Source organism: Microbacterium sp. GXF0217 (assembly GCF_054798195.1).
Map to the genome: position 1 here is coordinate 35,156 of NZ_JBSJZG010000007.1, position 18,132 is coordinate 53,287.

Sequence of the window (18,132 nt, forward strand, 5' to 3'; positions counted from 1 at the left end):
TCACCCGTTGCACGGCTGCCCGTCACCCGCTATCCCCGATTCGGTTGCCGTTCACCTCGGACCGTCACAGTGTCATCGTGATCACGGATGGCGTCGCCGAACTCGTCACTGGCCCCTGGGCCCTCGCTGTGATGTCCTTGCTCGTGCTCGGCGATGCCTTCTTCGTCGTGGTGCCCGGCGAGATCGCCGTCACCGCCCTCGGGGCGCTCGCGATCTCCACCGGCGCGCCACCGCTGTGGGCTGTGATCGTGTGCGCCGCCGTCGCCGCGACGGCCGGTGATCTGATCTGCTATTCGATCGGTCGCTGGGCGGGCATCGACCGGTGGCGCTGGATGCGGGCCGAACGCGTGCAGCGTGCGCAGCGATGGGCACGGGGGCGGCTGGAATCCGGCACCGCCGTCGTGCTGTTCACCGCGCGGTTCATCCCTTTCGCGCGTCTGGCGATCAACCTGGTCGCTGGCGCGACGCGCATCCCGCTGCCGCGCTACGGCGCACTCGTGGCGCTGGCCGCGACCGGCTGGGCCGCGTACCAGGCGGCCATCGGCGCGCTCATCGCCGCGGTGCTGCCCGGTGGCCCGATCGTGGCGATCGTGGTGTCCGTGATCTGCGCCGTCGCGATCGGCGCGCTGATCGATCTCGTGCTCCGGCGTCGGGCGCGCCGCAGAATCTCCTCCCCTTCCGGGTCGGCGTCCGACTAGGCTGACGGCATGAGCACGCCAGACGACGCCGTCTCCTCCTCGGACGAGATGAAGCGCAAGTTCAAGGAAGCGCTCGCGAAGAAGAACGCGCAGAGCCGTCAGGGAGAGGCGCACCTGGATGGCGATTCCGCCATCCAGGGGACGCACTCCGCCCAGACGCACCGCGAGTTCCGACGCAAGAGCGGTTGACCGCACAGCGAAGGCCGCCCCTGAAGGGGCGGCCTTCGCGCTGTTCGCGGCGCGCGGTTCACTCCCCCGCGAGACCGCCGAGCAGGTGGCCGAACGAACGCCCTTCGCCCAGGTAGGTCGCCGGGTCGAACGGGTCGCCTGATGCGACGGCATCCTTGCGGGCGATCGCCTCGGCGAGTTCCCTCGCTCCCTTCTCCACGCGCTTGGCCAGCGGGGCGACGTCGTCGGCCGAGCTGCCCCAGTCGCTGGATGCCGCGAACACGCCGCTGGAGACCGGCTCGGCGTGCAGATAGGCGAACAGCGGACGGATCGCGTAGTCGATCGCGAGCGAGTGACGTGCCGTGCCGGCGTTCGCGCCGATCAGCACCGGCTTGCCGGTGAGGGAGTCCGGATCGAGCACGTCGATGAAGGACTTGAAGAGTCCCGAGTAGCTCGTCGAGAAGATCGGCGTGACGGCGATCAGGGCGTCCGAGGAGACCACGGTGTTGATCGCGGTCTCGAGGGCAGGCGGCGCGAACCCGGTGAGCAGATTGTTCGTGATGTCGTGCGCGAGATCACGCAGCTCGATCACGTCGATGCTGACCTCGACATCCCGCTCGGCGAGGTGCTTCGCGGTCTCCGCCGCCAGCCGATCGGCGAGCATGCGGGTCGACGACGGGTTCGAGAGTCCTGCCGAGATGACGGCGATACGGCGCGTGGTCATGTCAGGCCTCCGTCCGGCCGAGTCCGAACGCGGCACCCGCGGGCTGCGGAGAGTCCTGGTACGGGGAGCCGGCGGTGAGGTTGTCACCGCGGTTGGCACCGGGGCGCGCCTCCCTGACGGGCCCGTCGCCGTACGCCGCCGCCACGAGCGAGGCGTGAGTCGGGGCATCCGGGGTCTGCGCAGGACGGTTGGTCGCCAGTTCCCGACGCAGCGCGGGAACGACCTCGCCGCCCAGGATGTCGAGCTGCTCGAGCACCGTCTTCAGCGGAAGTCCTGCGTGGTCGATGAGGAACAGCTGACGCTGGTAGTCCCCGAACGTGTCGCGCATGGCGGCGTACCGGTCGATCACCTGCTGCGGGGAGCCGACCGTCAGCGGCGTCATCTCCGTGAAGTCCTCCATGCTGGGGCCGTGGCCGTACACCGGCGCGTTGTCGAAGTACGGGCGGAACTCATTCACGGCATCCTGCGAGTTCTGGCGCATGAAGACCTGACCGCCGAGTCCGACGATCGCCGTCTCGGGAGCGCCGTGTCCGTAGTGCGCCCAACGCTGACGGTACAGCTCGATCAGACGCTGGTAGTGCTCCTTCGGCCAGAAGATGTTGTTCGCGAAGAAGCCGTCGCCGTAGTACGCGGCTTGCTCGGCGATCTCAGGGGTGCGGATCGATCCGTGCCAGACGAACGGTGCGACGCCGTCGAGCGGACGGGGTGTCGAGGTGAAGCCCTGCAGGGGCGTGCGGAACTTGCCGTCCCAGTCCACGACGTCCTCGCGCCAGAGCCGGTGCAGCAGGTTGTAGCTCTCGATCGCCAGCGGAAGGCCCTGGCGGATGTCCTTGCCGAACCAGGGGTACACCGGCCCCGTGTTGCCGCGACCGAGCATGATGTCGGTGCGCCCATCGGAGACGTGCTGGAGCATCGCGAAGTCCTCGGCGATCTTCACCGGGTCGTTGGTGGTGATGAGCGTCGTCGAGGTCGACAGGATGATCCGCTCGGTCTGGCCGGCGATCGCGGCGAGCGTGGTCGAGGGCGACGACGACCAGAACGGCGGGTTGTGGTGCTCGCCGATCGCGTACACGTCGAGACCCACCTCTTCGACGTGCTTCGCGATCGTGATCGCGTCCTTGATCTTCTGCGCCTCGCTCGGCGTCTCGCCCGTGACCGGGTTCTGTGTGATGTCGCTGACACTGAAGATGCCGAACTGCATCCCCGCGGTGACGTCCTGCTCGCTCATGTGCTGCTCCGTGTCCTTCGGCGCGGATGCCGTGGCATCCGCTTGTATTCATTTGAATGTATATGTGTCAACGCGATGCGCACAACTTTATTCCCGTCCGGAATGTAGCCTCGGAGGATGAGCAGTGCCGCACCGTCCCCGACCGGACCCGCGACCGGAGCGACCCAGCGGCCACGCCGACGCGTCCCGTTCTGGGACAACGCGCGCTACGCCTGCATCGTCCTGGTGGTCCTCGGACACGCGATCCAGCGTCTCACGTACGACTCGGACATCGCCATGGCCCTGTACCTGTCGTTCTACGCGTTCCACATGCCCGCGTTCGCGATCATCGCCGGGTACTTCTCGAAATCGGCACCGCCCACGAAGCGGCAGATGGCCCGCGTCATCACCGACATCCTGGTCCCATACGTCATCTTCGAGATGCTCTGGACGCTGACGAAGTGGATCGTCGAGGGCCAGGCGAGCCCGAACCTCACGGATCCGTCCTGGACGTTGTGGTTCCTGCTCGCACTCGGCATCTTCCGCCTCGTGCTGCCGTACCTCGCGCTGCTGCGCTGGCCATTACTATGGGCTCTGCTGATCTCGATCGGCGCCGGCTATCTGCCCAATGTCGACAGCACGTTCTCGCTCTCGCGGACGCTCGGCTTCCTGCCGTTCTTCGTGCTCGGGTGGTGGCTGCACGAGCACGACATCGTCGACCGCTTCCGCCTGATCGATTTCCGACCGTGGTGGCTGCGCGCCATCGCGGTGGTGATCTTCGCGATCGACGGCTTCGTGGCGTGGAACTGGGTGGATATCTGGTCGAGCCTGGATCTGGACAAGTGGTTCTTCTACGTCGACGCGTACTCGGACCTCGGTCTCGACGCGTGGTGGTCCGGCGGTGTCCGGCTCGCGCTGATCGCACTCGGGCTGCTGCTAAGCGCCGCGTTCTTCGTGCTCATCCCGCGGCGCACGACCTGGTGGACGCAGTTCGGGCAGTACACGATGTACGTCTACCTGCTGCACTCGTTCGTGCTGTATCCGTTCCGCGAATCCGGCATCCTGCGCAACGCGGAACCGACGTGGCTCTGGCTGCCCAGCGTCATCCTGCTCTCCGTCGCGATCGCGGTCGTGCTCGCCACGAAACCGGTGCGCTGGTTGTTCCGGCCGCTGGTCGAGCCGCGGCCGGCGTGGCTGTTCCGCGACCGCTCGCTCGCGCCGAACCCAGCGCGCCGCAACGATCCGACCGGCTCCCGCAGACCCCGGGTCTGAGCGCGCCGCGGCTCGGGCGAACAGCTCGGCGCCGACGCGTGTGACGCGATCGAGTCGTTCGGCCGCACGAGGCGTCAGGTAATGCGCCGCAACACACCTCGCGCTGCTTCCCTGCTCGACCTAGCCTCGGGTCATGGCTGATCTGAACCTTCCGATCCTCGACCTGTCCCGCCTCGACGCAGGGCCTGGTGCCGCGGCGCAGTTCCGCGATGACCTGCGGGCGGCGACGCACGACGTCGGCTTCTTCTACCTCACTGGTACCGGAGTATCGCCGGAGCTGATCGATCGCCTGCACCAGGCGGCTCGGGACTTCTTCGCTCTTCCCGTCGAGGACAAGCTCGCGATCGAGAACATCAACAGCCCGCACTTCCGGGGGTACACCCGCATCGGCGGCGAGCGGACCCAGGGCGAGGTGGACTGGCGCGAGCAGATCGACATCGGTCCCGAACGCGAGACGGTCGCCGGCGGTCCTGCATTCAACCGCCTGATCGGTCCGAACCTGTGGCCGGCAGCACAGCCCGAGCTGCGGGACGTCGTCCTGGAGTGGCACGCGCGGCTCAGCGACGTGGCCCGCAAGCTCCTGCGGGCGTGGGCTCTGGCGCTCGGCGCAGAGGAGGACTACTTCGAGTCGAACTTTGGCGAACCGTCCACGCTGATCAAGATCGTCCGATACCCGGGCACGACCGAGCCGGAACCGCAGCAGGGCGTCGGCGCGCACAAGGACTCCGGCGTGCTGACCCTGCTCTGGGTCGAGCCGGGCAAGGGCGGCCTGCAGGTGGAGCGCGACGGCGAGTGGGTCGCCGCTCCCCCGATCGATGGCGCCTTCGTGGTGAACATCGGCGAACTCCTGGAGTACGCCACGGACGGCTATCTGAAGGCCACGAATCACCGGGTCATCTCGCCGCAGGCACCCGATGAGCGCATCTCGGTGCCGTTCTTCTTCAACCCTGCTCTCGACAGGACCCTGCCGATCATCGAGCTGCCCGCCGAGCTCACGGCGCAGGCACGTGGCGTCACGCAGGACCCCCGCAACCCCATCCACAGTCTGTACGGCGAGAACGCGCTGAAGTCGCGCCTGCGCGCGCACCCGGACGTCGCCGCGATCCATCATGCGGACCTCGTCGGCGCGAACACCAATTAAGTCAACCCTTGTGTTTATTCATCGGGCATGCCAATCTGTCGCATGTCCCGATCGATGGCGCCCCGGCGCCCACACAATTGGATCCCTCGATGAAGAGAAAGATCTCGGCCGTCGTTGCGGCTGCCGCCGTCCTGCTGAGCCTCGCCCCCGCCCCCGCCTTCGCGGCATCCGATGCCGTTCCCACGTCGAAGCCGCATGGCGACACGAGCGAGTTCCGCGGGGTGAACTGGGCCGACCCTCGTGACAACTACGCGGATGACGAGGTCGTCCCCTCGGGGCTGAGCGTTCTCGATGACTATACGACCACCTATGCGAAGTCGCTGTCGATCGTCGGAGAGTTCAAGCGCGAGGTCCGGGCGAACACGGTCCGTCTGCCCATAAATCCGTCCAGCGTCGGCACCGAATGGTGGACCTCCTACCGTGCGGCGATCGATGCCTCGGTGGACAAGGGCTTCAAGGTCATCCTCAGCTACTGGGAGGCCGACGACGCGAAGGATGGCTTCGTCGACGACGACGCCGCGTTCCAGGCGATGTGGGACACCGTGACGTCCGAGTACGGGGCGAATCCTCGGGTGTACTTCGAGATCATGAACGAGCCGTTCGGATACTCGCTCGACGAGTGGGTCTCGCTGACGTCCGGCTGGCTCGACGACCACAGCGATGTGCCGCGCAAGCGCGTGATCGTGTCCGGCACCGGATACAACGATCATGTTGGCGGTGTCGGTGCGGCGCCTGAGCTCACCGGCACTCTGCTGTCGCTGCACTTCTACGGGTTCTGGGCTTCGGACACCACGGAGGAGGCCTGGAAGGCCAACCTGCTCCCCCGGCTCGGCGACTACGCCTGGCGAACGGTGATCACCGAAGCCGGATCGCCCATGACGACCGGGCTGAACTACGGCAACCACGAGAACAACGTGTCGACCGCCTACCTCGGAGCCCTCACCGAGGTCGCCCGCGACAACGGCATGGGCACGGTGTACTGGCCGGGGCTGCGCACCGGCGATTCGTACTCCCTGACCGAACAGGATGCCGACGGCGGGCTGACCGTGACGAACACATCCGGTCTGGCGCAGCTGCAATGGGGCTGGGGGCTGCTCAAGCGCGAGCAGCTGAACGATCTGCCGCCGGCTCCCCCGGGATCTCCCATCCGCAGCGTCGCCCACGACGTCTGCATCGACGTACCCGGTGCGTCCACGACCGCGGGAACCCGGCTCGGACTGTGGAACTGCAACGGTGGCGAGAACCAGTCGTTCGACTGGACGGACACCGGCGCCCTCAGCATCTACGGCTCGAAGTGCGTGGCGGGCGTGTCCGGGATCACCGCAGGCTCAGCCGTGCAGATCCTGGACTGCTCGGGCGCCGAGGACCAGCGCTGGTCGGTGAACGACGACCAGACGATCAGCAGCGTCGCCGCCCCTGGGCTGTGCCTGTCGACACCGGCCGACTCGTGGGGGCTCTGGATCGCCGCGTGCGACCCGGCGAGCCCGACCCAGCGGTGGGTGTACGAGGGGTGAGGGCAGCGCGTCGGGAGTAGCCGATCGGATGACGCGCGCCGGCCGCTCCTCTGAAAGCCTGGTGGTCATCCCACCGACGGAAGGATCCCGATGCCCACCAGACGCACCCGAACAGGCGGCTTCCGCTCACGGGCCGCCGCGTTGACCGCCCTGCTCGCCGCTGCATCCTTGACGGTGGCGGCCTGCAGCGCGGCCGCGCTTCCTCAGGGCGCAGCGAAGTCGCCCGGGACGGCGACGTCCGCCCTGTGGCGGGCGATCGAGGATGACGACGTCCGGGCGGCGGCGGACGCGATTGACGCGGGCGCCGATCTCGAGTGGCGCGGGGAAGGAGATGCCACGGCGCTGATCTCCGCCACCAAGTCCGGTCGCACCGCGATCGCACTTGCTCTGCTGGATGCCGGTGCGGACCCGAATGCGAAGGACGGCATCCAGGATTCCGCGTTCTTGTACGCCGGCGCCGAAGGTCTGGACGAGATCCTCCTGGCCACACTGACGCACGGTGCCGACGTGGCGAGCACGAATCGCTTCGGCGGGACCGCGCTCATCCCCGCCAGCGAACATGCGCACGTATCCACCGTGCGCATCCTCATCGAGGCCGGCGTTCCCCTCGATCACATCAACAACCTGGGGTGGACCGCGATCCACGAGGCGATCGTCCTCGGAGACGGCTCCGCAGAGCACGTCGAGACGATCCGGCTGCTGCTGGACGCCGGCGCCGATCCGACGCTCGCGGACGGCGACGGGGCTCAGCCGCGCGAGCTCGCCGCGCGGGCCGGCTACGAGCAGATCGTCGCGCTCATCGACGCGGCATCCTGATCGCGAACGCGATGAAGGCCTCCCCGCACCGGCGGGGAGGCCTTCTCAAGAATGTTTTGCGCGATTGTACGCTGGGGCGCTCTGCCTTATCGGCGAAGACCCAGGCGTGCGATCAGCGAGCGGTAGCGCTCGATGTCGACGCTCTGGAGGTAGCCGAGCAGACGACGGCGCTGACCCACGAGCAGGAACAGGCCACGACGCGAGTGGTGGTCGTGCTTGTGCTCCTTGAGGTGCTCGGTGAGGTCCTTGATGCGCTGCGTCAGCATCGCGGCCTGCACCTCGGGGGATCCGGTGTCACCGGGGTGCGTCGCGTACTCTTCGATGATCGCCTTCTTGACGTCTGCTTCCAGTGCCATAGATTCGATCCCCTCTCTGCTTGTTGCGCGGCGCCCGACGCCTGATGCGTGGGCTCTCTTTATCCGCGGCCGATCAAACGGCAACCTGAAGAGTCTACCAGCCCGGAGCGGCACCGGCGACGCCCGTGGGCGACAGCTTTGAGCGCCGCCCGCGGACCAGACACAGAGAACCCCGAACCCGGATGGGCTCGGGGTCCTGATACGACGCACTCAGTCCTGTTGGAGGGATCCCTGCAGGTCGAGGTTGATCGTGATGTCCTTGCCGACCAGCACGCCGCCGGTCTCGAGCGCGGCGTTCCAGGTGAGGCCGAAGTCCTCGCGGTTGATCGTGGTGGATGCCGAGGCGCCGGCCTTGTAGTTGCCCCACGGGTCCTGGCCGAAGCCCCCGAAGTCGAACGCGAAACTGACCGGCTTCGTGATTCCGCGGATCGTCAGGTCGCCGTCGACGAAGAAGTCACCGTCCTCGACCCGCGCGCCCGTGGAGACGAACTCCATGGTCGGGTGATTCTCGACGTCGAAGAAATCGGCGGAGCGCAGGTGCGTGTCGCGACCCTCGTCCTTCGTGTCGACCGACGAGACGTCGACGCTGGCGGTGACCGAGGCCTCGAGCGGGTTCTCCGGCGCCACGAGCGTCGCGCTCTTCATTCCGAAGGTGCCGCGGACCTTCGAGATCATCATGTGGCGGACGCTGAAGGTCACCTCGCTGTGCGAAGGGTCCAGCGCCCAGGTGCCTGCACGGTAGCCGGGAACGTCGATGGTGGTCATGTGCTCTCCTCGAGAAAGTCGGGCCGCAGTCGCGGCGTTCGATACAGGGTAACTCGTATGCGTGTGAATGTATTCCCAACGGTCGATGACAAGACGAAGGCCTCCATCCTGATGGACGGAGGCCTTCGGATCGCCTGTCAGCCGACGGCGACCAGATCGATGATGAAGATCAGTGTCTTGCCGGAGAGGAAGTGGCCCGCGCCGGCGGGTCCGTATGCGAGCTGCGGCGGGATGACCAGCTCGCGACGACCGCCGACCTTCATGCCGGGGATGCCGTCCTGCCAGCCCTGAATCAGGCCGCGCAGCGGGAACTGGATGGTCTCGCCGCGTCCCCACGAGGAGTCGAACTCCTCGCCGGAGTCGAACTCCACGCCGGCGTAGTGCACGGTCACGGTGTCGCCGGGCTTGGCTTCGGCGCCGTCGCCTTCGATGATGTCTCGGACCACGAGCTCCACGGGAGCGGGACCGGCAGGTGCGTCGAACTCTGGCTTCGTGCGTTCTGTCATGCCCTCCATACAACCGGAGGGCGGACCGACGGTCAACGCGACAGGACGCGCCCAGAGCGAACACCGCCGCCCGGCCCCGGACAGACTCAGCGCCCGGTGCTGCGGCGATGCCTGCATGACTCCCGGGCGCTGAGTTGATCTGAAACCAGGGTGCACCCGGTCCGGATCGGTGTCAATACCCGATTCGAGATCAGTACGCGAGCAGCGCCGCGCGCGCAGCCCTCGTGCGCATGAGAAGCGCGCGCTCGTCGTCTGCGGCATGGACGTCCCGCCCGGCGATCGCACGCTGGCGGACCGCCGCGAGCGCCGTGGCGTCCTTGATGAAGCCGCGCATGATCGGACGACGGTCCCCGCGCAAGGTGGCCGCCCAGGTGAGACCGACCTTGCGCCCAGCGGGCGTCGCGAGCATCTCGACCTCCTGCGGGGTGAACCACCCCGCAGCCGCGTACTCGGACAGGCGCTCCCTCGTCAGTCGCGCCTCCTCGCGCTTGAGAGCGACGATCCCGAAGATGAACCCGACGAACAGCGGAACCTGCAGTGTGACGTAGAGCAGGAAGAAGTTCGCGAACGTCGCCGAGCCGTTCCAGAACCCGTGCAGCAGCATCGCACCGAGCATGCCAAGCGCACCGGCGCCGAGGACTCCCCCGACCGACGCGCCTCGTCGTGCCGCGAGCCCGATCGCGAAGCCGGTCAACGCGGTGAACATGGCGTGGGCGAACGGCGACATGAGTCCGCGCAGCACGAACGTCACGGTCAGCTGCTCGCCGCCGCCCTCGATCAGGCTGATCGCGAAGTACTGGATGTTCTCGGTGAACGCGAAGCCTGCTCCGACGAGCGCACCGTAGACGATCCCGTCGACCGGGCCGTCGAAGGCGCGCCGGGCCATCAGGTAGATGAGGAAGACGCCGAGGCCCTTGAACACCTCTTCGACGATGGGCGCCTGCAGCACTGCCACCGCGTTCTCGTCACGGAACGGGACGACCGCGGACAGGACGATGTCGACCAGCAGGGTGAGCACGATGGCGGCGATCGCACCCCATGCGATCGCGAAGAACACGATGCGCTTCGGCTCGGGCTCCCAGCGATCGATGAGGCGCACACCGAGGAAGACGATCGCCAGAGGGATCAGCGCCAGCACCAGGCCGATCATGGATGCCACGGAGCCCAGAGCCCAGACGAAGTAGCCGGCGAGTGCGATCAGGACGAAGCCGAGCACGCCGAACAGCCAGATCGACACCGTGCGGCCTTTGCGCACAGGCACAGGAAGCTGCGGGATGGCCGGGGCCGGCGACGGCGCGGCCGGGGCGGCGGGAGGTGCGTAGCGCGCCGGCTGAGCCAGCGCAGACGCGTAGACCGGACGCGCGAACTGCGCGGGCGTGTACTGCGGCTGCTGCGGTGGCACATACTGCGGCGGCTGATTCCGACCTGTGCCCTGCCCGAGCGGCGCCTGCTGCGCAGGCGCGGGAGGCTGCGGCGCTGCGGGCTGCGGCGCGACCGGCTGCGGCGCGACCGGCTGCGGGGGCGGAGGAGCGTACTGCGGCCGCGGCGGCGGCGTGTACGGCTGCTGAGGCTGGTCGGTTCCTCCTGAGGTCATAGCTAGAGCCTAGAGGCACCTCTGGCGTGACTCGGCGGTCGTGCCGGTAGCGTAGAGGCATGCGATTCGCCCACCTGGTGCGTTCCGATGAGCCCGACGCCGTGCTGGCGGTCGTCGACGGCACGGACGCGATCCTCGTCTCCGACCTCCTCGATGCGGCGCCAGCGACGCTGCAGCACCTGATCGACGCGGGTGACGAAGCGCTGGACGCCGTGCGCACCGCACTGTCGCAGGACACCGCGCCGCGGCATCCGCTCTCCGACTTCGGGTTCGCCTCGGCGGTCATCGCTCCCCCCGTCGTCCTTGCGGTCGGTCTGAACTACGCCGCGCACTCCAGCGAGCTCGGGCTCAAGACCGACACCGCGCCCACCGTCTTCACGCTGTGGCCGAACTCGCTCACCGGGCACGAGCACACCACGGGCTGGCCCCGGTCGCTGAGCGAGTCCGTCGACTACGAGGCCGAACTCGGCGTGATCATCGGGGGTCCGGCCAAGGACGTCTCCGTCGACGACGCGCTCTCCCATGTCTGGGGCTACACCGTCGTCAACGACATCACCGCACGCGACATCCAGTTCGCCGAGGCGCAGTGGTCGAGGTGCAAGTCCTTCGACGGCTTCACCCCGACGGGACCCGTGGTCGTCACGGCGGACGAGATCGCGGATCCGCAGGATCTGCACATCTGGACCGTCGTCGACGGGCGCACCGTGCAGGACGCGTCGACGGGACAGATGGTGCGCACGGTGGCGAAGCTCGTCGCCCATCTGTCCCAGTCGATCACTCTGCTCCCCGGCACACTGATCTCGACCGGCAGCCCTGGCGGCGCCGGCTACTCGCGCGACCCGCAGATCTTCCTCCGCGACCGCTCGACCGTCACGGTCGGCATCGACGGCATCGGCGAGCTGACTACGCACTGCCGCATCTACGACTGAGCGCGTCCGCCCCCGTCACGCCTTGACGATCGGGATCGCCTGCGTGACGGCTTCGAGTCCGGACAGTCGCGCCGGCGAGAGCTGCTTCATGACCTCGTCGCGCGACATGAGCTCGGCCTCGACGACGAGATCCGCCACGTTCCGGTTCGTCAGCAGGGCCGTCTTGGCCAGCGCTGCCGCCGCCGCGTAGCCGATGAACGGCGTGAGCGCCGTGATCACGCCGACCGAGGCGCCCACCATCGCGCCGAGACGGTCGGTGTTCGCCGTGATGCCGTCGACGCAGTTGACGCGCAGGGTCCACATCGCCTGACGCATCCAGGTGATGGACTGGAAGATCGAGTGCGCGATGACCGGCTCGAACGCGTTGAGCTGCAGCTGCCCGCCCTCGACCGCCATGGTCACGGTGGCATCCGCGCCGACAACCGAGAAGGCGACCTGGTTGACGACCTCGGGGATGACCGGGTTGACCTTGCCCGGCATGATGCTGGATCCGGCCTGCTTGGCCGGCAGGTTGATCTCGCCGAGTCCGGCCTGCGGTCCGGACGAGAGCAGGCGCAGATCGTTGCAGATCTTCGAGAGCTTGATGGCGTTGCGCTTGAGGGACGACGAGAAGGACATGAACGCGCCGGTGTCGCTGGTGGACTCCACCAGGTCGGTCGCGGTCTCGAGATCGAGACCGGTGATGGCCCGCAGATGCGCGATGACCGCTGGGGCGTAATCCGGGTGCGTGGTGATCCCTGTGCCGATGGCAGTCGCTCCCATGTTCACCTCGTACATGAGCGACGCGTTCTCGGTCAGCCTGCTGTGGTCCTCGCCGAGAGTGGTCGCGAAGCCGTGGAACTCCTGGCCGAGCGTCATCGGGACGGCATCCTGGAGCTGCGTGCGACCGACCTTGAGGATGTCGTGGAACTCCCCCGCCTTCGCCAGGAACGAGCGCCGGAGCAGATCGAGCTCCTCCAGGAGGGAGCGCAGGTTGAGCGACAGGCCGACCTTGATCGCTGTCGGGTAGACATCGTTCGTCGACTGGCTGCGATTGGTGTGGTCGATCGGCGAGAGGAACGCGTAGTCGCCCTTCGTCCGGCCGGCCATCTCGAGCGCGATATTGGTGATGACCTCGTTCGCGTTCATGTTCGTCGAGGTGCCGGCGCCGCCCTGGATGACGCCCACCGTGAACTGGTCGTGGAACTCGCCGTCGATCACGCGCTGCGCCGCATGATCGATGAGATCGGCGCGCTCGGCATCCAGGACCCCGATCTGCTTGTTGGCCCGCGCGCTCGCCTGCTTGACCATCGCGAGGGCGCGGATCAGGTCCGGATACACCGAGATCGGCCGCTTGCTGATCGGGAAGTTCGCATCGGCACGAGCCGTGTGGATGCCCCAGTAGGCCTCCGCGGGAATCTCCATGCTGCCGAGCGAATCGGTCTCGGTACGGGTCAGGGCAGGCGCATCAGCGGCCATGTGTCACATCCTCGTGGGTCGTGGCTGAGTGAGAAGCGGGGGATGCGTCCAGTCTAGTCCGCGGCACTGGTCCACCCCGGCTTGCGCGAGAACGCCTCGAGCCGCTCCTGCGGCGTCAGCTCCGACATCCGCTCGGCCCATTCGGCCGAGAAGATGTCGGCGGTCGGGGCATCCGTCACGGGGACGACCGTGTGCGTGATCGCGTCACCGTACACGTGCACGAGCTGGAACGACTGCGCGGCATCCATTCCGTTGACGTCGACCGCGCGGCGGGCGACGTTCATCGTGTAGCAGGTCGCCGACGCAACGCTCACGGGGATGCCGGCGAACGTCCCGGACGCCGGGTAGTGCAGGTGACCGGCCAGGATGCCGCGCACGTCTGTGCCGCGGAGGACGGCCGCGAGGTCGTCCTGGTGGCGCAGTTCGAGGATGTCGAACAGCGGCACGTGACTCGGCAGCGGCGGATGATGCATCGCGAGCAGCGTGCCGTGCGGCGCCGGGAGGCGGAGCTGTTCCTCGAGCCACGCCAGCTGCGACTCGTCGAGATCGCCGTGATGCCAGCCGGGGACGGAGGTGTCGAGAGCGATCAGACGCAGCCCGTCGAGATCCCAGACGCCGGTGATCGGATCCTCGGTGGCCGCGGCATCCAGAAGCTCGCGGCGCAGCGTCGGCCGTTCGTCGTGGTTGCCGGCGACCCAGACGATCGGTGCGCCGAGCTCGGCCGCGACGGGCTCGACCGCCGCGCGCAGGCGTCGGTAGGCGTCCGGCTCGCCCAGGTCGGTCAGATCCCCCGTGATGACGATCGCGGACGGCGAAGGGTGCACGGCGCGGATCGCGGCGAGCGTGCGATCGAACGTCTGCTCGACGTCGAACCGCTCAGCCAGATGAGCGCCGCCAGCGAGGAAGTGCGGATCGCTGACGTGGATGATCGCGTGCGACGCCGGCGGATGGATACCGAAGACGTGGGAGCCAGGCATGTCCCCAGCCTACGGCGAGGTCAGTGCCCGACGACGATGAGCAGGATGCCGGCGATGACGGCCACTGCGCACATCACGAAGCAGGCGTAGGCGCCGATCAGGGCGAGCTTCTTCTGCCCATCCGTGAGCGGGCTCTTCCTGGCGGCCTTGGCCGCCTGCTTCTCGGCGCGTCTGAGCTCCTTGTCGCTGATCACGGTGATGGCATCCGTGAACTCGGCAGGGCTGACGACGGGCGCGTGTCCACTGCGCACGAGCAGGCGCAGTCCGAGCGCGTAGAAGGTGACGATCGCCACCGCGCCGACGAGGGCCGCGGCGAACACCTGGAGGAAGGCCAGCCAGTCGATGGAGACGCTCATTCGCTCTTCTCCTTCGTCGTGGACTGCTGCGCGTCCTTCTTCTTGTCCTTGGTCTTTTTCGACTTCGCGCCGGCGCTCGCCTTGGCGGCGGCCTTCGCTTCGGCCTTGGCCGCCTGGCGCGCCTTGGCCTCGGCACGGGCCTGCTCGACGCGCTGCTGCCGGCGCGTCGGCGGAGGAGCGTCGGGAAGCTCGACCGCGTGACCGGACTCGGCGACATCGCTCATCGCGTTGGCGTGCGTGACGGCGTTGCGGCGCGAACGGAGGAAGAGCCCGACGATGATCAGCACGGCCAGCACCGCGTCGATCGCCACGCCCCACGGGCCCAGCCACACGACGAGCAGGGCGGCGAGCGCGCCCACAGCTCCGGCCGCCGGCAGCGTCAGCAGCCAGCCGATGGCGATGCGTCCAGCGGTACGCCAGCGCACCGTCGATCCGCGGCGGCCGAGGCCGGAGCCGATCACAGATCCGGACGCGACCTGCGTCGTCGAGAGCGCGAAGCCGAGGGCGCTGGAGGCGAGGATGGTCGCGGCGGTCGAGCTCTCAGCCGAGAACCCCTGCGCCGGCTTCACGTCGGTCAGGCCCTTGCCGAGTGTGCGGATGATCCGCCAGCCGCCCAAGTACGTGCCGAGCGCGATCGTGAACGCACAGGCGACGATCACCCAGAACTCGGGCTCGTGATGCTCGCCGGACTGCCAGCCGATGGTGATGAGAGCCAGCGTGATGACGCCCATCGTCTTCTGCGCATCGTTGGTGCCGTGCGCGAGGGCGACGAGGGACGAGGTGAAGATCTGACCCCAGCGGAAGCCGTCGCGGCCGTCCGGCTTGCTGTCGTAGCGGCGGGTGATCGAGTAGGCGATCTTGGTGGCCGCGAAGGCGATGATTCCGGCGGTGACCGGGGCGATCAGTGCCGGAAGCACGATCTTGGACAGCACCATGCCGAAGTCGATCCCGCCGAGCCCCGCGCCGACGAGGGTCGCGCCGATCAGACCGCCGAACAGGGCGTGGGACGAGCTGGACGGCAGCCCGAGCAACCAGGTGAGCATGTTCCAGGTGATCGCGCCGATGAGGCCGGCGAAGATCAGCGCCAGGAAGAGATCCGCACCGGCGGCGAGGATCGCGTCCTCTTTGATAATGCCGCCGGAGATGGTCTTGGAGACCTCGGTGGACAGGAACGCCCCCACGAGGTTGAGCACGGCCGCCAGAAGAACCGCGGTCTTGGGCTTGAGAGCACCGGTCGCGATGGGCGTCGCCATCGCGTTCGCGGTGTCGTGGAAGCCGTTCGTGAAGTCGAAGAAGAGTGCCAGCAGGATCACCAGCACGACGATGAGGGCTGCGGTTTCCACCGTTCGCTTTCGGTCGTTCGGGAAGAGGGAGGTGTCGACGTGATCGACGTGGTGAACGAAGAGTTCACCGTGGGTTTTACTTCCGTTTACCGGCCCCTGAGAATCCTCCCACCGTCCTCGGCGCCGGTCAACTCGGGCTCGGCTAACGTGGAATCGTGACCGACGCCCCCGCAACCGCCCGCCGCTCTCATGTCCGCACCCACCACGGCGACGTGTTCGACGATCCGTACGAGTGGCTTCGCGACAAGGACTCCCCCGAGGTGATCGCGCACCTCGAGGCCGAGAACGCGTACGCCGATGCATCCACCTCCCATCTGGAGGGTCTGCGCGAGCGCATCTTCCAGGAGATCAAGGGCCGCGTTCAGGAGACCGACCTCTCGGTGCCCACCCGCCGCGGCGACTGGTGGTACTACAGCCGCACCGAGGAGGGCGCCCAGTACGGCATCCACTGCCGAGCGGCGGCGCAGACGGACGACTGGACTCCCCCGGTCCTCGAGCCCGGTGTCCCCGTGCCCGGCGAGGAGATCCTCCTCGACGGCAACCGTGAGGCCGAGGGGCGCGAGTTCTTCGCCCTCGGCGCCTTCGACACGTCGGACGACGCGACGAAGCTGCTGTGGTCGACAGACTTCGCCGGCGACGAGCTGTACACGGTGCACGTGCGCGACCTCACCACCGGTGAGGTGCTCGCGGACGAGATCCCGAACACCTCCGGCGCGTTCTTCACGCCGGACGGGACCGGCATCCTGTACACGACGCGCGACGACGCCTGGCGACCGGACACCCTGTGGCTGCACCGGCTCGGCACCCCGGTCGGCGACGACGTGCAGCTCTTCCACGAGCCGGACGAGAAGTTCTGGCTCGGTGCGGGCATCACGCGCAGCCGCAAGTACCTCGTGATCGGCGTCGGGTCCAGCATCACGAGCGAGGAGTTCCTCGTCGATCTGTCCGGAGATCTCACCGCGGAGCCGCGTCTGATCTGGCCGCGACGCGAAGGCGTCGAGTACTCGATCGATCACGCGGTCGTCGACGACGAGGACCGCCTGCTGGTCCTGCACAACGACCAGGCGCTCGATTTCGAGCTCGTCTCCGTCGCGGCATCCGACCCACAGGGCGAGAAGCGCGTCGTCATCGCACACGAGCCGGGGCGGCGCCTCCTCGGCATGGATGCGTTCCGCGACTTCGCCACGGTCGAGTACCGCCGCGACGGCATCGAGCGCGTCGGCCTGCTCGATTACGCGACGGATGCCGTCGACGAACTGCGCTTCGACGAGCCGCTCTACTCGGCCGGCGTCAGCGGCAACCCGGAATGGCATTCGCCGTTCCTGCGCCTCGGCTACGGCTCGTTCGTCACGCCAGGCACGGTCTACGACCTCGACCTGCGCAGCCGCGAGCTCGTGCTGCGCAAGCAGCAGCCGGTGCTCGGCGGGTACGCTCCTGCCGAGTACGGGCAGGAGCGGGCGTGGGCCACAGCATCGGACGGCACGCAGGTGCCGATCTCACTGGTGTGGAAGCGATCCTTCGGCGTGCCGGGTGAGTCCCCTCGCCCGCTGCACCTGTACGGGTACGGCTCGTACGAGCACTCGATCGACCCCGGTTTCTCGGTCGCACGGCTGAGCGAGCTGGATCGCGGCGTCATCTTCGCGGTCGCGCACGTGCGCGGCGGCGGCGAGATGGGCCGCCAGTGGTACGAGGACGGCAAGCTGCAGCACAAGCGGAACACGTTCACGGACTTCGTCGCGTGCGCCGAGCATCTCGTGACGAGCGGAGTGACCGCACCCGATCGCCTGGTCGCCGAGGGCGGCAGCGCCGGCGGACTGCTGATGGGCGCGGTCGCGAACCTGGCTCCTTCGCTGTTCGGTGGAATCCTGGCCGCTGTGCCGTTCGTCGACGCGCTGACGACGATCCTCGATCCGTCGCTGCCGCTGACCGTCATCGAGTGGGACGAATGGGGCGACCCGCTGCACGACGCAGACGTGTACGCGTACATGAAGTCGTACTCGCCCTATGAGAACGTTCACGAGGGGGTGCGCTACCCGCGCATCCTCGCCATGACGTCGCTCAACGACTCGCGAGTGGCGTACGTGGAGCCCGCGAAGTGGGTCGCGCGGCTGCGGGAAGCGGGAGCTGCGGACGTGCTGATGAAGTGCGAGATGGTCGCGGGCCACGGCGGCGTCAGCGGGCGCTACAACTCGCGGCGCGAGCGCGCATTCGAGCTCGCCTGGATGCTGGACGTACTGGGCCTCGCGGAGTAGGCCCGTGCCGGCCGTCGCAGTCACCCGGTCCTCGGGCGATGTTCCTGCTCTGGGCG

The 18,132-nt window shown here is 67.9% G+C and carries 18 protein-coding genes; 8 read left to right on the forward strand and 10 right to left on the reverse strand.

Annotated features, from left to right (window positions below):
* The first annotated feature begins 77 nt into the window (after positions 1-77).
* Together ACWAT3_RS14240 and ACWAT3_RS14245 are read left to right on the forward strand one after the other, a co-directional pair.
* Positions 78-698 carry a DedA family protein gene (locus tag ACWAT3_RS14240; protein ID WP_460799458.1) on the forward strand — a complete coding sequence of 207 codons (621 nt, stop codon included), beginning with the start codon at positions 78-80 and terminating at the stop codon, positions 696-698.
* A gap of 9 nt (positions 699-707) precedes the next feature.
* A complete protein-coding gene (locus ACWAT3_RS14245) occupies positions 708-887 on the forward strand; it encodes a DUF5302 domain-containing protein (RefSeq protein ID WP_460799459.1) in 180 nt (59 codons plus the stop codon).
* Positions 888-945: 58 nt separating this feature from the next.
* Here ACWAT3_RS14245 and ACWAT3_RS14250 read toward each other — a convergent pair whose 3' ends face one another.
* Positions 946-1,590 (reverse strand): FMN reductase, encoded by a 645-nt coding sequence (locus ACWAT3_RS14250; RefSeq protein WP_460799461.1) that lies wholly within the window; start codon positions 1,588-1,590, stop codon positions 946-948.
* 1 nt (position 1,591) lies between these two features.
* The gene (locus ACWAT3_RS14255; protein ID WP_460799748.1) at positions 1,592-2,791 is read right to left on the reverse strand and encodes an LLM class flavin-dependent oxidoreductase; all 1,200 of its coding nucleotides are present in this window, start codon (positions 2,789-2,791) and stop codon (positions 1,592-1,594) included.
* A gap of 144 nt (positions 2,792-2,935) precedes the next feature.
* Here ACWAT3_RS14255 and ACWAT3_RS14260 point away from each other — a divergent pair, with 144 nt between their 5' ends.
* The 4 genes from ACWAT3_RS14260 to ACWAT3_RS14275 all read left to right on the forward strand — a co-directional run bounded on the left by ACWAT3_RS14260 (position 2,936) and on the right by ACWAT3_RS14275 (position 7,540).
* Positions 2,936-4,069, forward strand: a complete 1,134-nt coding sequence (locus ACWAT3_RS14260) for an acyltransferase family protein (protein ID WP_460799462.1) — start codon at positions 2,936-2,938, stop codon at positions 4,067-4,069.
* A 133-nt stretch (positions 4,070-4,202) separates the two neighbouring features.
* Positions 4,203-5,210, forward strand: a complete 1,008-nt coding sequence (locus ACWAT3_RS14265; RefSeq protein ID WP_460799464.1) for an isopenicillin N synthase family dioxygenase — start codon at positions 4,203-4,205, stop codon at positions 5,208-5,210.
* An 89-nt stretch (positions 5,211-5,299) separates the two neighbouring features.
* Positions 5,300-6,724: a ricin-type beta-trefoil lectin domain protein gene (locus ACWAT3_RS14270; protein ID WP_460799465.1), complete on the forward strand. Its 1,425-nt coding sequence runs from the start codon at positions 5,300-5,302 to the stop codon at positions 6,722-6,724.
* 90 nt (positions 6,725-6,814) lie between these two features.
* The gene (locus ACWAT3_RS14275; RefSeq protein WP_460799467.1) at positions 6,815-7,540 is read left to right on the forward strand and encodes an ankyrin repeat domain-containing protein; all 726 of its coding nucleotides are present in this window, start codon (positions 6,815-6,817) and stop codon (positions 7,538-7,540) included.
* A gap of 86 nt (positions 7,541-7,626) precedes the next feature.
* Here the strand turns inward: ACWAT3_RS14275 and rpsO are convergent, their stop codons facing one another.
* From rpsO to ACWAT3_RS14295, 4 genes are all read right to left on the reverse strand, one after another.
* On the reverse strand, positions 7,627-7,896 hold the full coding sequence (gene rpsO, locus ACWAT3_RS14280; protein WP_017203073.1) for a 30S ribosomal protein S15: 270 nt from the start codon (positions 7,894-7,896) through the stop codon (positions 7,627-7,629).
* Between the two features lie 210 nt (positions 7,897-8,106).
* The gene (locus ACWAT3_RS14285; protein ID WP_460799470.1) at positions 8,107-8,661 is read right to left on the reverse strand and encodes a YceI family protein; all 555 of its coding nucleotides are present in this window, start codon (positions 8,659-8,661) and stop codon (positions 8,107-8,109) included.
* Positions 8,662-8,798: 137 nt separating this feature from the next.
* A complete protein-coding gene (locus tag ACWAT3_RS14290; RefSeq protein WP_460799472.1) occupies positions 8,799-9,167 on the reverse strand; it encodes an FKBP-type peptidyl-prolyl cis-trans isomerase in 369 nt (122 codons plus the stop codon).
* Positions 9,168-9,357: 190 nt separating this feature from the next.
* On the reverse strand, positions 9,358-10,761 hold the full coding sequence (locus ACWAT3_RS14295; protein WP_460799474.1) for a PrsW family intramembrane metalloprotease: 1,404 nt from the start codon (positions 10,759-10,761) through the stop codon (positions 9,358-9,360).
* Between the two features lie 59 nt (positions 10,762-10,820).
* On the opposite strand from ACWAT3_RS14295, the gene ACWAT3_RS14300 reads away from it, so the two are divergent.
* On the forward strand, positions 10,821-11,690 hold the full coding sequence (locus tag ACWAT3_RS14300) for a fumarylacetoacetate hydrolase family protein (RefSeq protein WP_460799475.1): 870 nt from the start codon (positions 10,821-10,823) through the stop codon (positions 11,688-11,690).
* A gap of 15 nt (positions 11,691-11,705) precedes the next feature.
* On the opposite strand, the gene ACWAT3_RS14305 is transcribed toward ACWAT3_RS14300, so the two are convergent.
* Genes ACWAT3_RS14305 through ACWAT3_RS14320 form a run of 4 tightly spaced genes read right to left on the reverse strand, consistent with a single transcriptional unit; the run spans position 11,706 to position 15,824 of the window.
* On the reverse strand, positions 11,706-13,148 hold the full coding sequence (locus tag ACWAT3_RS14305) for an aspartate ammonia-lyase (RefSeq protein ID WP_460799477.1): 1,443 nt from the start codon (positions 13,146-13,148) through the stop codon (positions 11,706-11,708).
* Positions 13,149-13,201: 53 nt separating this feature from the next.
* Positions 13,202-14,125, reverse strand: a complete 924-nt coding sequence (locus tag ACWAT3_RS14310; protein WP_460799479.1) for a phosphodiesterase — start codon at positions 14,123-14,125, stop codon at positions 13,202-13,204.
* Positions 14,126-14,145: 20 nt separating this feature from the next.
* Positions 14,146-14,481 carry a peptidase gene (locus tag ACWAT3_RS14315; protein ID WP_460799480.1) on the reverse strand — a complete coding sequence of 112 codons (336 nt, stop codon included), beginning with the start codon at positions 14,479-14,481 and terminating at the stop codon, positions 14,146-14,148.
* Positions 14,478-15,824: an inorganic phosphate transporter gene (locus ACWAT3_RS14320; protein WP_460799482.1), complete on the reverse strand. Its 1,347-nt coding sequence runs from the start codon at positions 15,822-15,824 to the stop codon at positions 14,478-14,480. Before ACWAT3_RS14320 ends, ACWAT3_RS14315 begins: the two co-directional genes overlap by 4 nt.
* 155 nt (positions 15,825-15,979) lie before the next feature.
* On the opposite strand from ACWAT3_RS14320, the gene ACWAT3_RS14325 reads away from it, so the two are divergent.
* The gene (locus ACWAT3_RS14325) at positions 15,980-18,076 is read left to right on the forward strand and encodes a S9 family peptidase (RefSeq protein WP_460799484.1); all 2,097 of its coding nucleotides are present in this window, start codon (positions 15,980-15,982) and stop codon (positions 18,074-18,076) included.
* Positions 18,077-18,132: the final 56 nt, after the last annotated feature.

Excerpts from the sequence above, each read along its gene's own strand:
- ACWAT3_RS14245 (WP_460799459.1), top strand. The coding sequence starts at position 708 with ATGAGCACGCCAGACGACGCCGTCTCCTCCTCGGACGAGATGAAGCGC.
- ACWAT3_RS14250 (WP_460799461.1), bottom strand. The coding sequence starts at position 1,590 with ATGACCACGCGCCGTATCGCCGTCATCTCGGCAGGACTCTCGAACCCG.
- ACWAT3_RS14255 (WP_460799748.1), bottom strand. The coding sequence starts at position 2,791 with ATGCAGTTCGGCATCTTCAGTGTCAGCGACATCACACAGAACCCGGTC.
- ACWAT3_RS14260 (WP_460799462.1), top strand. The coding sequence starts at position 2,936 with ATGAGCAGTGCCGCACCGTCCCCGACCGGACCCGCGACCGGAGCGACC.
- ACWAT3_RS14265 (WP_460799464.1), top strand. The coding sequence starts at position 4,203 with ATGGCTGATCTGAACCTTCCGATCCTCGACCTGTCCCGCCTCGACGCA.
- ACWAT3_RS14270 (WP_460799465.1), top strand. The coding sequence starts at position 5,300 with ATGAAGAGAAAGATCTCGGCCGTCGTTGCGGCTGCCGCCGTCCTGCTG.
- ACWAT3_RS14275 (WP_460799467.1), top strand. The coding sequence starts at position 6,815 with ATGCCCACCAGACGCACCCGAACAGGCGGCTTCCGCTCACGGGCCGCC.
- rpsO (WP_017203073.1), bottom strand. The coding sequence starts at position 7,896 with ATGGCACTGGAAGCAGACGTCAAGAAGGCGATCATCGAAGAGTACGCG.
- ACWAT3_RS14285 (WP_460799470.1), bottom strand. The coding sequence starts at position 8,661 with ATGACCACCATCGACGTTCCCGGCTACCGTGCAGGCACCTGGGCGCTG.
- ACWAT3_RS14290 (WP_460799472.1), bottom strand. The coding sequence starts at position 9,167 with ATGACAGAACGCACGAAGCCAGAGTTCGACGCACCTGCCGGTCCCGCT.
- ACWAT3_RS14295 (WP_460799474.1), bottom strand. The coding sequence starts at position 10,761 with ATGACCTCAGGAGGAACCGACCAGCCTCAGCAGCCGTACACGCCGCCG.
- ACWAT3_RS14300 (WP_460799475.1), top strand. The coding sequence starts at position 10,821 with ATGCGATTCGCCCACCTGGTGCGTTCCGATGAGCCCGACGCCGTGCTG.
- ACWAT3_RS14305 (WP_460799477.1), bottom strand. The coding sequence starts at position 13,148 with ATGGCCGCTGATGCGCCTGCCCTGACCCGTACCGAGACCGATTCGCTC.
- ACWAT3_RS14310 (WP_460799479.1), bottom strand. The coding sequence starts at position 14,125 with ATGCCTGGCTCCCACGTCTTCGGTATCCATCCGCCGGCGTCGCACGCG.
- ACWAT3_RS14315 (WP_460799480.1), bottom strand. The coding sequence starts at position 14,481 with ATGAGCGTCTCCATCGACTGGCTGGCCTTCCTCCAGGTGTTCGCCGCG.